14 protein-coding genes and 1 riboswitch are annotated in these 14,175 nt (G+C 66.2%); of the genes, 6 read left to right on the top strand and 8 right to left on the bottom strand.

Annotated elements, in window-relative coordinates; all coding sequences use genetic code 11:
- Positions 1–17: 17 nt before the first annotated feature.
- The 6 genes from ddlA to JVX91_RS12125 form a co-directional block, all read right to left on the bottom strand.
- Positions 18–1,112: a D-alanine--D-alanine ligase gene (ddlA, locus tag JVX91_RS12150; protein WP_205339453.1), complete on the bottom strand. Its 1,095-nt coding sequence runs from the start codon at positions 1,110–1,112 to the stop codon at positions 18–20.
- An 89-nt stretch (positions 1,113–1,201) separates the two neighbouring features.
- The gene (locus JVX91_RS12145; protein ID WP_240201772.1) at positions 1,202–2,080 is read right to left on the bottom strand and encodes an ABC transporter substrate-binding protein; all 879 of its coding nucleotides are present in this window, start codon (positions 2,078–2,080) and stop codon (positions 1,202–1,204) included.
- A 323-nt stretch (positions 2,081–2,403) separates the two neighbouring features.
- Positions 2,404–3,108: a (2Fe-2S) ferredoxin domain-containing protein gene (locus JVX91_RS12140; RefSeq protein WP_205339452.1), complete on the bottom strand. Its 705-nt coding sequence runs from the start codon at positions 3,106–3,108 to the stop codon at positions 2,404–2,406.
- Positions 3,108–4,982 (bottom strand): TonB-dependent receptor, encoded by a 1,875-nt coding sequence (locus JVX91_RS12135; protein WP_240201732.1) that lies wholly within the window; start codon positions 4,980–4,982, stop codon positions 3,108–3,110. The genes JVX91_RS12140 and JVX91_RS12135 overlap by 1 nt, the downstream gene beginning before the upstream one ends.
- A gap of 174 nt (positions 4,983–5,156) precedes the next feature.
- Positions 5,157–5,364: riboswitch (cobalamin riboswitch) on the bottom strand.
- A 59-nt stretch (positions 5,365–5,423) separates the two neighbouring features.
- Positions 5,424–5,852 carry a VOC family protein gene (locus tag JVX91_RS12130; protein ID WP_205339450.1) on the bottom strand — a complete coding sequence of 143 codons (429 nt, stop codon included), beginning with the start codon at positions 5,850–5,852 and terminating at the stop codon, positions 5,424–5,426.
- 60 nt (positions 5,853–5,912) lie between these two features.
- On the bottom strand, positions 5,913–6,641 hold the full coding sequence (locus JVX91_RS12125; RefSeq protein ID WP_205339449.1) for a class I SAM-dependent methyltransferase: 729 nt from the start codon (positions 6,639–6,641) through the stop codon (positions 5,913–5,915).
- Positions 6,642–6,798: 157 nt separating this feature from the next.
- Here JVX91_RS12125 and JVX91_RS12120 point away from each other — a divergent pair, with 157 nt between their 5' ends.
- Together JVX91_RS12120 and JVX91_RS12115 are read left to right on the top strand one after the other, a co-directional pair.
- On the top strand, positions 6,799–7,167 hold the full coding sequence (locus JVX91_RS12120; RefSeq protein WP_205339448.1) for a cupin domain-containing protein: 369 nt from the start codon (positions 6,799–6,801) through the stop codon (positions 7,165–7,167).
- Between the two features lie 191 nt (positions 7,168–7,358).
- Complete coding sequence (locus JVX91_RS12115) at positions 7,359–7,664, top strand: DUF3303 family protein (protein ID WP_205339447.1); 306 nt, start codon at positions 7,359–7,361, stop codon at positions 7,662–7,664.
- Here JVX91_RS12115 and JVX91_RS12110 read toward each other — a convergent pair.
- Entirely contained in the window at positions 7,654–8,652 is a 999-nt protein-coding gene (locus JVX91_RS12110) for a GlxA family transcriptional regulator (protein WP_205339446.1), read from the bottom strand. The genes JVX91_RS12115 and JVX91_RS12110 overlap by 11 nt on opposite strands.
- A 109-nt stretch (positions 8,653–8,761) precedes the next feature.
- Here JVX91_RS12110 and JVX91_RS12105 point away from each other — a divergent pair, with 109 nt between their 5' ends.
- From JVX91_RS12105 to JVX91_RS12090, 4 genes are all read left to right on the top strand, one after another.
- Positions 8,762–9,310, top strand: coding sequence for a cysteine hydrolase family protein (locus tag JVX91_RS12105; RefSeq protein WP_205339445.1), 549 nt, complete (start codon positions 8,762–8,764; stop codon positions 9,308–9,310).
- A gap of 165 nt (positions 9,311–9,475) precedes the next feature.
- Positions 9,476–10,072: a LemA family protein gene (locus JVX91_RS12100; RefSeq protein WP_205339444.1), complete on the top strand. Its 597-nt coding sequence runs from the start codon at positions 9,476–9,478 to the stop codon at positions 10,070–10,072.
- Positions 10,073–10,093: 21 nt separating this feature from the next.
- Positions 10,094–12,004 carry a M48 family metallopeptidase gene (locus JVX91_RS12095; RefSeq protein WP_205339443.1) on the top strand — a complete coding sequence of 637 codons (1,911 nt, stop codon included), beginning with the start codon at positions 10,094–10,096 and terminating at the stop codon, positions 12,002–12,004.
- A gap of 322 nt (positions 12,005–12,326) precedes the next feature.
- Positions 12,327–12,701, top strand: a complete 375-nt coding sequence (locus JVX91_RS12090) for a 5-carboxymethyl-2-hydroxymuconate Delta-isomerase (protein WP_205339442.1) — start codon at positions 12,327–12,329, stop codon at positions 12,699–12,701.
- Between the two features lie 55 nt (positions 12,702–12,756).
- Here JVX91_RS12090 and JVX91_RS12085 read toward each other — a convergent pair whose 3' ends face one another.
- Positions 12,757–14,136 (bottom strand): amino acid permease, encoded by a 1,380-nt coding sequence (locus tag JVX91_RS12085; protein WP_205339441.1) that lies wholly within the window; start codon positions 14,134–14,136, stop codon positions 12,757–12,759.
- Between the last annotated feature and the right edge of the window lie 39 nt (positions 14,137–14,175).

The raw sequence follows: 14,175 nt of genomic DNA, 5'->3' as shown, positions 1-14,175 counted from the left end.
AAGTGCCCAGGGATGGATCAGCGGTTGGTCTGCAGATTCCGGCGGGCGGTGTGGCGCTCGATGGCCAGGTCGATCAGGCGGCTGACCAGTTCGCTGTAGGTCATCCCGGCGGCCTGCCAGAGCTTGGGGTACATGCTGATGCGGGTGAAGCCGGGCAGCGAGTTCAGCTCGTTGATCAGCACTTCGCCGCTGTCGGTGAGGAACACGTCGACCCGCGCCAGTCCGGAGCACTCAAGGGCGAGGAAGGCGTCCACCGCGAGTTGGCGGATGTGCTCGCTGGCCTCGGCCGGAATATCCGCGGGCACCACGACCTTGGCGGCGTCCTCGTCGATGTACTTGCTGTCGTAGGAGTAGAAACCGCTGCCCACGACGATCTCGCCGCAGCCGCTGGCGATTGGCTGATCGTTGCCCAGCACCGCGCATTCGATCTCGCGGCCCCTGACGGCGGACTCCACCAGCACCTTGTCGTCGAAGGCCAGGGCCAGGCGCACGGCTTCGTCGTACGCGGCCTCGTCCTCGACCTTGCTCACGCCCACCGAGGAACCCATGTTGGCCGGCTTGATGAACAGCGGCAGGCCGAGCTTGCGCTGTGCCTCGGCAAACGGCGTGCGCGCGGCGTTGGCGCGGGTCAGGGTGAGGAACGGCGTGATGGCGATGCCGGCGTCGCGGAGAAGCCGCTTGCTCACGTCCTTGTCCATGCAGATGGCCGAGCCCAGCACGTCGGAGCCGACGAAGGGAATGTCGGCCATGCGCAGCAGCCCTTGCAGGCAACCGTCCTCGCCTTGGGTGCCGTGGACGATGGGGAAGATCACGTCGACGTGATCAAGCAACTGGCGGCTGCCGGTTTCGACCAGTTGCTGCTCGGCCTTGCCCGGCACCACGGCAAGCTCGCGGTTGGAGCGATTCAGCGCAATCAGCGCCGGGTTTTCCTGGTTGAGCAGGTAGTCGGAGGCATCGTTGAGGTGCCAACGGCCTTCCTTGTCGATGCCGATCAGCACCGGTTCGAAGCGCTCGCGATCCAGCGCATCGACGATGTTCTTCGCCGATTGCAGCGACACCTCGTGCTCCGCCGAACGCCCACCGAAAATCACCCCAACGCGCAACTTGCCCATGACAGCCTCCCAAGGATCGATGGGCGCTTTCTAACACGCGACTTGGTGCTTGGGTAGGAACAGTGAATGGCGAACAGACAAAGCGCCCCTCAATACCCAGCCAGCTCCTGCGCCAGCTCGCGCGCGGCCTGCCCGCTGTGCACACCGGGAAACAGGTGGGTGAACGGCAAGGCCGCGAAGCGTCCTTCACGCACGGCGCGCAATCGCGAGAGCACCGGGTCGGCACGCAACGTTTTCATCTTCTGCTCGGCCGTGGACCACAGCGCATCGGCCAACAGGATCACATCCGGGTCGCGCGCCAGCAGTTGTTCGGCGTTGGCGGTGAAGCTGCCCAGGTCGACATCCTCGAACAGGTTGTGCGCGCCGGCCGCATGCAGCAGCTGGGTGACCACACCGCGCCTTCCCTGGCTCTCCAGGCCGTTGCTGGCACTGTCGAGGTAGAAGACGTCCAGCGGTTTGTTGTGGGCGAAGAGCCGGCGCGCCTCGGCCAGCTCTGCACGTTGCTGGTGGATCAGTGCCTGCGCCCTGCCCTGTTCGCCGAGCAGGTCGCCCAGCGTTTTCAGGTCCTGCTCGACACCCGCGAACAGATCGTCCTGCCGCGCGACGCAACCGGCATCCAGCAGGTAGCTGGCCACTCCATGGCCGGCCAGTTCCTCACGGGACAGGTTGCCCAGCCGGAAGGCCGAGGCGAAGCCGGCCACCACCAGGTCCGGGCGCTGCGCGTAGACCGCTTCCGCCGACGGATACTGTCGAGATAAGAGCGGCACGCCGCGATAGCGGCCGCTGGCCACATCGAGGTCGTCATCGATGTAGGCCACACCGACCAACCGCTCCCCAGCGCCCAGCGCCAGCAGCAGGTCGGCGGCGTGTTGATTGAGCGCGAGGATGCGTTGCGGAGGGTGATCGAGGTGCCAGGTCCGGGCGCAGTTGCGGTAGTCCTGGGCGGTGGCCGTCGCCGTGCCCAGCATCAACGCCACCCCAAGCGCCAGGACTGAACTGTAGGAGCGAGCTTGCTCGCGAACAGCGCTAGCGCAGAAACATCGCGGACGAAGTCCGCTCCTACACTTTTGGGAAGGCCGTGCCGGGGTTTCGCCCTCACCCCAGCCCTCTCCCTCAGGGAGAGGGGGCAGTCCGTGCCGGCTGACGCTACGGTGTCCATCCACGCCGATCAGTCCCCTCTCCCTCCGGGAGAGGGTTAGGGTGAGGGGCCGTTGAAGGAGAAGGACGAATCCAGCCCCCTGCGTCCAGAGGTTCGCGAGCAAGCTCGCTCCTGCAACGAGCGGAGTGCGTTTCATATCTCGTCATCCACGCGCAGATCCGCCACCGGCACACCATCGCGCAGGTGCTCCGTCACCACCCGACAAACCTGCTCATCGCTGCGTAGTCCATACCAGACACGCTCGGGATAGACCGTCAGCACCGGCCCGCGATTGCAGGGGAACTGGCAACCCGTGCGAGTCAGCAAGGCGCCTTCGCCATTCTCGTAGAGGTCGTGGCGAATCAGCTCGCGGCGCAAGGTTTTCCACAAGGGCAATGCACCCCGGCGCACGCAGCGCGGCCCGGTGCAGAGGAACAGGTGATGCCGGTGCGGCGGTGGCGCGGACCAGTCCGGCTGCGACGGCACCTCGCCGACGCCCTGGCAGTCCAGCTGTTGCGCCGGATCATCGATCGCTGCCAGCACTGCGCCGGCATCCAGCCCGCGACGGCCCAGCGCCGAAGCCGTGATGCTCGGCACCGGCGCCTGCGGAAACTCATCCGCCAGCACCGCCAGTTCGGCGCGCAGCCAGTCGAGATAGGCACCGTCAGCGGCGGGCTCCAGGTCGACCAGCAGCAACGGCGCGCCATCGGCCAACTGCGCGCGCGCTCGCGTCCAGAGCGCGTCGAAACCCTCGCTGGTGTCGATGATCTCGACACCAGTCAGACGCGCCGACACCTCGCGATGCAGGCGCTCGCCCTGGACGCCGGCCAGCGGGCCGACCAGCAGGATGGCCCTCATCAGAAGCTGAAGGTGTAGCGCAGCTCGGCGGTGCGCGGCCGGCCGAGGTTGTCCACCTGGCGGCTGCCATTGCTGGTGCGGCCGGTGGCGTAGTCGCGGTCCAGCAGGTTCTCCAGCAGCAGGCTCAGGCGGTGCGCGTGGGCCGGGTCGAGATAGCGATAGGCGTCGCCGTCGAGCACGGTGTAGTGGCCGTAGTCGTCGTCCTGGGCGCTGACGATGGAGCCCACGTAGCGTGTCGCGAGGCCGGCGCCCCAGAGGTTGTCGTCATAGCCCAGGCGCACACGGGCGAAGAAGTGCGGGATGTTGTTGACCGTCACGCCTTCGCGGCTGTCCACCAGGTTGCGCGTGGCGTCAGCGGAGACCTGCCAGTGCCGGCCGAACTGCCACTGGCCGTTGGCCTCAACGCCGCGCACCTCGATCTCCCCGTTGCCGTTCACCCACTGGTCACCCGCCAGGGTGATGAAGTCGGTGATCTCACGGCGGAACAGGGTGACACTGCCGCTCCACGGCTGGTCGAACAGCTCGCCGGTGTAGTCCAGGCCCAGCTCGGCATTGCGGCTGCGCTCGGGCTTGAGGTCGCGGTTGCCGACTTCGTCTCCCGGCTCGTTGACGAACAGTTGCTCGGCGGTGGGCAGCTTGAAGGCGGTGCCGAACTGGCCGCGCAGCTTGAGCTGCTCGGTGAGGTCGTAGAGCGACGTGAGCATCCACACCGTGGCGCCTTCGCCGCCGGAGATTTCCTCGCGGCGCACGCCCAGGCTCGGGTGCCAATCGGGCAGCGCGTCGATGCGCGGGCGCAGTTGGGCGTAGAGCGCATGGGATTCGGCCTTGTCGTTGTCGATGATCAGCACATCGTCCTGGCCCTTGTACCACTGGTTGTCGCTACCGAAGACCAGCTCGTGACCGCCACCGAACCTGGCCTTGCCTTCGAGCTGCGCGCCCCAGTCGGTGAAGCCCCAGTAGTCGTTGTGGTTGAGCACCTGGGTGCCGCCGCCCTGCAGGTTGTAGACGCGGTCGTAGCGGGTGTCCCAGTCGTTGATGTGGGTCTTGGCGAACCAGCTGAAAACGTCGTTGACGCTCTGCTGGAAGGTGGCCGTGGCGATCTGTTGCACGCGGTTGTTGCTGGTGTGGTGGTTCGACGTTGGCCGGGCGAAATCCAGCTCGGCGTCGGCGTACTGGTAGAACAGCTCCAGGCGCGAAGCCTCACCGATGGCCTGGATGGCCTTGGCGCCGAACACGTTGACGTCGTACGAGCGGCGCTTGTCGCTGACCGTGCTGGTCATGTCCCGGTCGCGGTAGGGCTGGTAGCCGTCAGAGCGGTTGTGGCTGACGTAGGCCATCAGGCCGAGGTCGCCCAGGCCGTTCTGCACGACCTTCTCCGCGCGGGCATCGCCGCTGCGGCCCTTGAAGGTGTCCAGGCCGAGGTTCACCTCGCCGGACGCCTCGCGGCTGCGCGCGCTGCGGGTGACGATATTGATCACCCCGGACACCGCCTGGGTGCCGAACAGCAGGCCCTGGCCGCCCTTGAGCACCTCGATGCGTTCCACTGCGGTGGTCGGCAGGGTGTCAATGTAGATGCCGCCGTAGAGGCGATTGTTCAGGCGCACGCCGTCCAGCAGGATCAGCGTGTCGTCGTTGCGCCCGCCCAGCAGCGAGTAGGTGCCGTAGTCGAACGGGCCGTTCTTCGGCGCAACGAACAGGCCCGGCACGTACATCTGCAGCACGCGGGTGATGTCGGCGCTGGGGCCGGCGCGTTCGATCTGCTGGCGGTCGATGACCTCCAGCTTGCTGCCGTAGCGCGCCATGTCGGCCACCGTGGTGGACTCCACGGAAGGCGCGCTGACGATTTCATCGGCCAGGTCGAGGGGAGCCGCCACAAGCTGCGAACTCAGGGCACAGAGGGAGAGAACGGGAGTCCAGCGCAAGGCGCGCCGGGAATTGGAAGCAGGAGAATGCAAGGTGATCGCCTCGAAATAGATATTTCGCAGGCGGCGCAGCGACACCCGGAACGAGCGCGCCCCGGGAACCGGCTCACGCCCGCCCACCGCGGGTTTGCCAAACAGGTTCCAGGCCGGTCTCCGGGCTTGCGAGGGTCCTGGGGCATCCGCCTTCCCATGCTGGTGCACAGTGGCCTAGTGGATGCTCCGCTCGCTTACCGTTGCGGGGGCAGCGCCGGACTGATCGCACGAGGGCGACGCACCGGCTTCCCGTTTCACCCCACGCACGGCGGCGGGGGGCACCTGAAACGGGGCGCATATCAACACTTGCGATGGGAAAGCGTCAAGCGCGGGGCTTGCGCAGGATGTTGCAGAGCGGCGTCAGTGCCAGGGATCGTAGGTGCCGAAGCTCCAGATATGCCCTTCCGGATCGCGACAGGTGAAGCCCTGGCCGCCGTAGTCTTCGTCCTTGATGTCGATGACGATCTGCGCGCCGCCATCCACCGCTGCGCGGTACAACGCTTCGGCGTCCTTCACCACCACGTAGATGCTCTGGGTGCAGCCGCCAATCTCGTCGGGCTGGCGCATCAGCCGGCCGTACTCGTTGTCGTGCAGCGAACCCAGCATCACCAGCCCACTGCCGTCGGCCATCGCCAGCTGGGCGTGGGCGATGCCGCCATGTTCATCGGCAACGACCAGTTGTCGCTGGAAGCCGAAGGTCGCGCACAGCCAGTCGATGGCCTGGGGCGCATCGCGGTAGCGCAGGCAGGGAATGACGCTGGGGCGGACGGCGGGAACGGTCTGTGACATGGCGATCTCCGACGCGGGGTGGGCGCGACCCTTCCAGCATAGTCGCGCCTTTTCGCCGCTTCAGCGCTGCGCGGCGACCAGCAGCAACATCGGCCGTTCGCGCTCCTCGGCCAGCGACGGGATGGCCTGCACCTGCTCGGCGCTCGGGCCCCAGTCCTCGACGTGGCGCAGCGTCAGCCCCGAGCCGATCACGGCATTGAGAATGCTGCCGAGGGTGCGGTGATGCTTGAGCACGCCCTTGGCCAGCCAGTCGGTGCGGCGCTCGCCTTCGTCCTGGTAATGGTCCACCGGCCAGCAGCGGCGGCCATCGCCGTCGACTATCCAGCCCGGTTTGAGCGAGGCCATGTAGATCGGGTGCTCGATGGAAAACACCAGGCTGCCGCCGGGGCGCAGCGCGTCGTGCACGTTGCGGAAGAAATGCGGCAGGTCCTCCAGGTAATGCAGGGTCAGCGAGCTGTAGGCGAGGTCGAACGCCGCGGTGGGCAATTCGAGCTGGTCGAGGTCGGCATGGAAGTAGCTCACCTGTGCGGCGTCGGTGTTCGCCCGCGCGTGGTCGAGCATCTTCCGCGACACGTCCAGCCCGCTCACCGTGCGTGCGCCCTGCTCTGCTACGTAACGGCTGAACCAGCCGTAGCCGCAACCGAGGTCGACCACGTCCAGGCCTTCCAGCGGCGGCAGCAGGGAACGCAGCACGGCCCACTCCGGCGCGCCGTCCAGGCCGTGCCGGGAACGGGGCAGCTGGGCGTAGCCGGCGAAGAATTCAGGGTTGTCGTAGATGTTCTGCGCCATGGATCGGCACTCCTTTTTGACGCATCGATTGTCGGCGTCAAGGACGGGGCCGGCAACCCGACGAGGTCAATGCCAGGGCGATCGAAGCGCAATTTCCTGCAAGACCACTCGACGGCACGACCTTAGTGTCAGCGGCATCAGAAAAGGAGAGACCACCGTGACCCAACACCAACCGATCAACCTCCGGGACAAGCTCGCCCTGATCCACGAAACCTGGCAGCCGCGGGTAATCGCCGAGATGAACGACTACCAGTTCAAGGTGGTGAAGCTGCACGGCGATTTCGTCTGGCACAGCCACGCCGACACCGACGAGACCTTCATCGTGCTCGACGGCGAACTGCGCATCGACTTCCGCGACGGCCCACTGACCCTGCGCGCCGGTGAGCTGTACGTGGTACCGCGCGGGGTCGAGCACAAACCCTATGCCGAGCACGAAGTGCAGGTGATGCTGATCGAACCGCGCGGCGTGCTGAATACCGGGGATCAGGGGGGCGAGCGGACGGCGGAGAATGATCGCTGGATCTGACCGCCGATCGCCTGCACCTCGTATCGCCGATCAGCGGCCCTGCCAGCGCCAGCCGGGCTGCTATGCCTGACGGGAGGAATCCGCTCCCAGCCGGAGGCTGTCACGCCTGGGATACACAGGCGCGACTCTGGCGGCGGTGCCGAATCGGGTCCGCGCATCATCACAGCCCGAGGCAGGGCCGGAGGTGCGACATGCTCTATCTGGTGAACTGGACCATCCCCATCGAGAACCGCGACAAGATCATCCAGCGATTTCTCAAGACCGGCGGCCTGCCGCCGCCCGGCGTCAAGCTGGTCGGCCGCTGGCACGCCTTGGGCCACATGCTCGGCTTCGGCCTGGCAGAGGCCGAGAACCCGCTCGACGTGCAACGCTGGATGCTGCAATGGACCGACCTGATGCACCTGCAAGTGCACCCGGCGATGACCGATGCGGAATACGCGCCCCTGCTTGCGCAGCTGGCGCAACAGGCGGCGGACGCGCCTTCGGTCAGTCCCTGAGCGCGGCCTCGGCCGGCTTCGCGCCGAAGCGCTTGCGGTAATCACTCGGCGCCATCCCGGTGATCTTGCGGAAGGTGCTGCGGAACGAGCCCGGATCGAGGTAGCCGACCGTGTAGGCGATGTGGTCCACCGTGCCATTGGTGAACTCCAGCAGCTCCCGCGCCTTGCCCACCCGCAGGTGCTGGCAGTACTCGGTGGGCTTGAGCCCGGTGGCGGCGCGGAAGCGGCGCAGGAAGGTGCGCTCCTCCAAACCTGCCTGTGCGGCCATGGCGGCGAGGCTGACATCCACCGCGCCATTGCCCTGCAGCCAGTGCTGAACCTTGAGGATCGCAGCATCGCCATGGCCCAGCAGCGGCGCGAAGTTGCTGCCGCATTGCTGCGCGCTGTCGCTGTGCTCCACCACCAGGAAGCGCGCGGTACGGCTGGCGATGCTCGGGCCGAGCAGGCGGTCGACGATGCGCAGGCCCAGCTCCGACCAGGCCATCAGCCCGGCGGAAGTGATCAGGTCGCCGTCGTCGACCATGGGTTTGTGCGGCTCCAGGCGCACGCGCGGGAAGCGTTTGGCGAAGGCCTCGGCGCCGCTCCAATGGGCGGTGGCGCTGCGGCCGTCGAGAAGCCCGGCTTCGGCTACCAGAAGCCCGCCGATGCACACCGAGCCGACGATGGCACCCTCGCCATGGCGGACAGCGAGCCAGTCGGTGAGGTTGCGCAGCGGCGCGGCGTCGGGCAGGCCGAACAGCGATGGCGGGACGAGCACGGCGCCCAAGCGGCTGTCAGCGCCAGGATGCGTGTCGAACACACGCCGGGGCTCGCCGCCGTCTTCGCCGGACCAATGGCTGACGCGCAGCGCCGGCAACTGCTGCGCGGCCTCTTCGGCGGCGATACGGTCGGCCACCGCGAACAGGTCGGTCAACCCGTGCAGCGCCGCCGTCTGCACACCGGGATAGAGCAGCAACCCGATCTCGACGACGCCCCGTTCCACAGCCATTGTCAGTTTTCCCCCGGTTATTGTCGTTCCGCCTGATCCCCGCGCGGCGCGCGGCGAACCATACTGGTCGCACTTCCTCACCACTCAACTCCCAAGAAGGAATTCGGAAATGGCCAAGCAAGCGCTCATCCTAGTGGATATCCAGAACGACTACTTCCCTTCCGGCAAATGGCCGCTGGTCGGCATCGAAGCCGCCGCCGACCAGGCCGCCAAGGTGCTGGCCGCCTTCCGCGAGCGCGGTGACCTGGTGGTGCACATTCGCCACGAGTTCGAAAGCACCGATGCGCCCTTCTTCGTTCCCGGCAGCGACGGCGCGAAGATCCACACCAAGGTCGCCAATCTGCCCGCCGAGCCGGTGGTGCTCAAGCACTTCGTCAACTCGTTCCGCGACACCAACCTGAAGACCATTCTCGACGAGCATGGCATCGACTCCGTGGTGGTGGTCGGGCACATGAGCCACATGTGCGTGGATGGCGCCTCCCGCGCTGCCGCCGACTTCGGCTACGCGGTCACCGTGCTGCACGACGCCTGCGCCACCCTGGACCTGGAGTTCAACGGCGTGAAGGTGCCGGCCGCCCAGGTCCATGCGGCCTACATGGCATCCCTGGCATTCGCCTACGCCGAGGTGGTGTCCACTGCCGAGTACCTGAACCGCTGATTCACAAAAGATCGAAAACAGGGCCTCCAGGGAGGCCCTGTTTCATTTAGAAATGCGCCGCAACACCGCCGATGAACTAACGAAGCAAGACGTGAGAAGTTGCCCAACACGCCACTGGCTTTCCGCTATTATCGGGGCTCGATCGCCTGCCGATAAGGAAATCCCATGAGCGTCTCTTCGATCATTATCCTCGCCATCATCGCTGGCGTGATCTTCCTGCTGATCAGCGTCTTCAACCGCCTGGTGGCACTGCGCAACCGGTATCAGAACGCCTTCGCGCAGATCGAGGTGCAACTCAAGCGCCGCTACGACCTGATCCCCAACCTGGTGGAAACCGCCAAGGCCTATCTCAAGCACGAGCGCGAGACCCTGGAAGCCGTGATCGCCGCGCGCAACGCCGCCGTGGCCGGCCTGAAGGCCGCCGCCGAACAGCCGGGCGATGCCGGACGCATGGCGCAACTGGCCGCCGCCGAGAACGCCCTGGGTGGCGCCATAGGCCGCCTGAATGTGACCCTGGAAGCCTACCCGGACCTCAAGGCCTCGCAGAACCTGCAACAGGTCAGCGAGGAACTGTCGAGCACCGAGAACAAGGTGGCCTTCGCCCGCCAGGCGTACAACGACGCGGTGATGGAGTACAACACCTACCGCCAGTCCTTCCCCGCCAACTTCCTGGCCAAGACCTACGGCCACACCAAGGACGCCAGCCTGCTCGAGTTCGACGACCGCGAGCAGATCCAGGCCGCGCCGAAAGTCGCCTTCTAACACCTCGGCGCAGGACGCGCGATGAACTTCTTCGAACACCAGGACCGCGCCCGCAAGCAGACCGGGCGCCTGGTCCTGCTGCTGACCGTGGCAGTGGTCTGCCTGGTGACTATCACCAGCTTCGCCCTGGGCTGGCTCTGGCGTCACCTGGGTGAGCCGGCGCTGCACCTGACCTCGCGCGCCTCCCTGCCCGATCCGGAGCTGTACCTGTCGGTGGCCGCCGTGATCGTCGGCGTGGTCGTCCTCGGCGCACTGTACAAACAGGTGCAATTGAGCGCCGGCGGCAAGGTCGTGGCCGAGAGCCTCGGCGGCCGCCTGCTCAACCTCAGCGCCGGCAACGCCGACGAGCGCCGCCTGCTCAACGTCGTCGAGGAAATGGCGCTGGCATCCGGCTCTCCGGTACCGCCGGTGTACGTGCTGGAAGACGGCTCGATCAACGCCTTCGCCGCCGGCCTCAGCCCCCGCGATGCGGTGATCGGCATCACCCGCGGTGCCATCGAGCAACTCGACCGCAATGAACTGCAGGGCGTGATCGCCCACGAGTTCAGCCACATCCACCACGGCGACATGCTGCTCAACACCCGGCTGACCGCCCTGCTCCACGGCATGCTCCTGCTCGGTTTGATCGGCGGCATGCTGCTGCGCGGCTGGAGCGAGACCAGCAGCGGCATCCGCATCAGCAGCCGGAGCAGCAGCAACGACAAGAACGGCGGCGGCAGCGTGGTGCTGCTGGTGATCGGCGCCGGCGTGGTCCTCTACGTGCTGGGCTATGTGGGGACTTTCTTTGGCCAGTTGATCAAGGCTTCGGTCAGCCGCCAACGCGAGTTCCTGGCCGACGCCTCGGCCGTGCAGTTCACCCGCGACCCTTCGACCATCGCCGGTGCGCTGAAGAAGATCGGTGGCAACCCGCTCGGCGCCCTGCTCAGTGCCCCGCGCGCGGCAGAATTCAGCCACCTGTACTTCGGCGACGGTGTGGGCAGCAGTTGGTTCGATACGCACCCGCCGCTGAAGGACCGCATCCGCCGTGTCGATCCGGGCTGGGACGGCCGCTACCCGAAATTCGAACCACGCCTGGACGTGGCGCTGATGAACAAGGACGCCTGGACCGCCGCCGTCGCCGGACAGCCTTACCAGCCCAGCGCCGTGGAAGTGGCAGTGGCCGCCGTCGGCGCGCCTACCATCGCGCACCTGCAGGAAGCCCGCAGCACCCTGCAACGCCTGGATGAGCGACTGCAACGCGCGGCCCATGACAGCGAAGGCGCCCAGGCGCTGGTCTACGGGCTGCTGCTGGACAGCGAATCCGGCCTGCGTGCGCGCCAGCTGGAAGCGATCAAGCAGCACCTGAACCTGAGTCTCGCGCTGCAACTGGACCTGCTGGAGGAATCGCTGGTCCACCTCGATCCGGGCCAGCGACTGCCCTTGCTCGATCTGGCCATGCCGGCGCTCAAGCAGTTGGACGCCAAGGCCTTCCTCGCCCTGCGGGAGAACATGGCGCTGCTGATCAAGCTGGACGGCAAGGTAAAGCTGCTGGAATGGACGCTGCTGCGCATCATCGAGCGCAACCTGCGGCCGGGCAGCGGGAAGATTGGCAACGTGGCGCTGGCGGACCTGTCCGATGCCTGCGCGACACTGCTGGCGTTCCTCGCCCGCGTGGGCGAAGCCAGCGACCTGCAGATCGAACAGGCGTTCGCCGATGCCTGGACCGGCCTGCCCTTCGCGCCCCGGCCCTTGCCGGCGACGGGCAGCCTGCGCGATCTGGAAAACGCCTTGAAGAAGCTGGAGCAACTGCGGCCGCTGCAGAAACCGCAACTGCTCAAGGCACTGGCGCGCTGCGTGGAGCACGACGGCCAGATCACCGCCAGCGAAGCGGAGCTGATGCGCGCGGTGGCGGATATCCTGGATTGCCCGATGCCGCCGTTGTTGCCGGGCTGATCGGCCAATCGCGGACAAGGTCCGCTCCTACAATAGGCGCCCACCGCCGGCGTTTGCCGATAGCCGTATATGCCTTCGCGGTGGATTTCGCGGACAAGGTCCGCTCCTACAATAGGCGCCCACCGCCGGTGTTTGCCGATAGCCGTGTATGCGTTCGCGGTGGATTTCGCGGACAAGGTCCGCTCCTACGAAGGGCTCCGCGCTATTCGGCGAGCGTAGGAGCGGACTCCGTCCGCGATGGTTCGAATACGTAGTCACTCGCATAGCCTTCGCGGAGGCACGCTCCTAGGATGTCCGGCATCACGGATACCGGACGTTTGCCATGCCCCACATCGCCATCGACTACACCGCCAACCTCACCGACGCCCTGCGCACGCTTGAACTACCCCGCAAGCTGCATGAGGCGGCACAAGGTCTGGGCGTATTCCCCAGCAACGGCCTGCGCACTTTCGCCCGCGCCATCGACCAGTACCACGTCGGCGCCAACACCCAAGGCGAAGCCTTCATCAACATCCAGATCCGCATCGCTCCCGGTCGCCCGGAGGAGCTGCGCCAGCGCATCGTCGACACGCTGTTCGCCACCGCCGAGCAGACCCTCGCCGCACTCATCGAAACACGCCCCGTCGGCCTGCAACTGGAAATCACCGAATTCGACCGCAGCCTGACCCGCATGGCTGGCAGCCTGCCCAGCGCCTGATCCAGCAATAAAAAAGGGCCTCCGAAGAGGCCCTTTTCATTCGTTCAACCGAGCATCAGGCGCGGCTGGCCACACTGCCCTGCTCTTTCGGAGCCAGGTTCAGCGCGTAGTACAGCACCGTCAGCAGCACCAGGAAGGCCGGGCCGATGTACAGCGCGATGCGGGTGTCCTCGAAGAACGCCATCAACACCACCACCAGCACCAGGAAGGCCATGGCCAGGTAGGAGCTGATCGGGTACAGCCACATCCTGAACTGCAGCTTGCCGGCTTCGGCGGCGGAGAGGCCACGGCGGAACTTCAGCTGCGCCAGCAGGATCATCGCCCAGGTCCAGATCGCACCGAAGGTGGCGATGGAGGTGACCCAGGTGAACACCTTTTCCGGCACGAGATAGTTCAGCAGCACGCCCAGCAGCAGCGCGGCGATGGACAGCAGCAGCGCATTGCGCGGCACGCCGCCCCTGGAGGTCTTGGCGAACACGGCCGGAGCCTGGCCATGCTGAGCAAGGCTGTAGAGCATGCGACCGGTGCTGAAGATGCCGCCGTTGCAGGACGACAGCGCGGCGGTGATCACCACGAAGTTGATGATGCCGGCGGCGGTCTTGATGCCCATGCGCTCGAAGGTCATCACGAAGGGGCTGCCCTGGGTGCCGATCTCGTTCCACGGGTAGATCGACATGATCACGAACAGCGCGCCCACGTAGAACAGCAGGATGCGCCAGAACACCGAGTTGATCGCGCCGGGGATGGTCTTCTGCGGGTTCTTCGCTTCGCCGGCGGTGAGGCCGATCATCTCCACGCCCAGGTAGGCGAACATCACCATCTGCAGCGACATCAGCACGCCGGTGATGCCGTGGGGCATGAAGCCGCCGTTGCTCCAGAGGTTGGAGATTCCGGTGGCGATACCGCCGTTGCCCAGGCCGAAGAAGATCATGCCGGCGCCGGCCAGGATCATGGCGACGATGGTGACGATCTTGATCAGGGCGAACCAGAACTCGAACTCACCGAAGGCGCGTACCGCCACCAGGTTGATGGTGCCCATGCTCGCCAGCGCGGCCAGCGCCCAGATCCAGCGCGGCACGTCGGGGAACCAGATGCCCATGTAGATGGCCACCGCGGTGATCTCCGCGACGCAGGTCACCAGCCAGAGGAACCAGTAGTTCCAGCCGGTCAGGTAGCCGGCCAGCGGGCCGAGGTAGTCCTGCGCATAGCGGGCGAAGGAGCCGGCCACGGGATTGTGCACGGCCATCTCGCCGAGGGCGCGCATGATCACGAGGATGGCGAGACCGCCGATGATGTAGGACAGCATGATGGCCGGGCCGGCCATCTGGATGGCCTTGGCGGAGCCGAGGAACAGACCGACGCCGATGCAGGCGCCCAGGGCCATGAGACGGATGTGCCGCTCGTTGAGATCCCTTTGGAGATCGTGGGACGACATGGTGATGCAACCTCATTTTGTTCTTGGGAAATATCAGCT

It is taken from the genome of Pseudomonas sp. PDNC002, assembly GCF_016919445.1.
Lineage (GTDB): Bacteria > Pseudomonadota > Gammaproteobacteria > Pseudomonadales > Pseudomonadaceae > Pseudomonas.
Note: the sequence above shows the minus strand (reverse complement) of the source record. Positions and strands in the feature narration are given on the sequence as shown.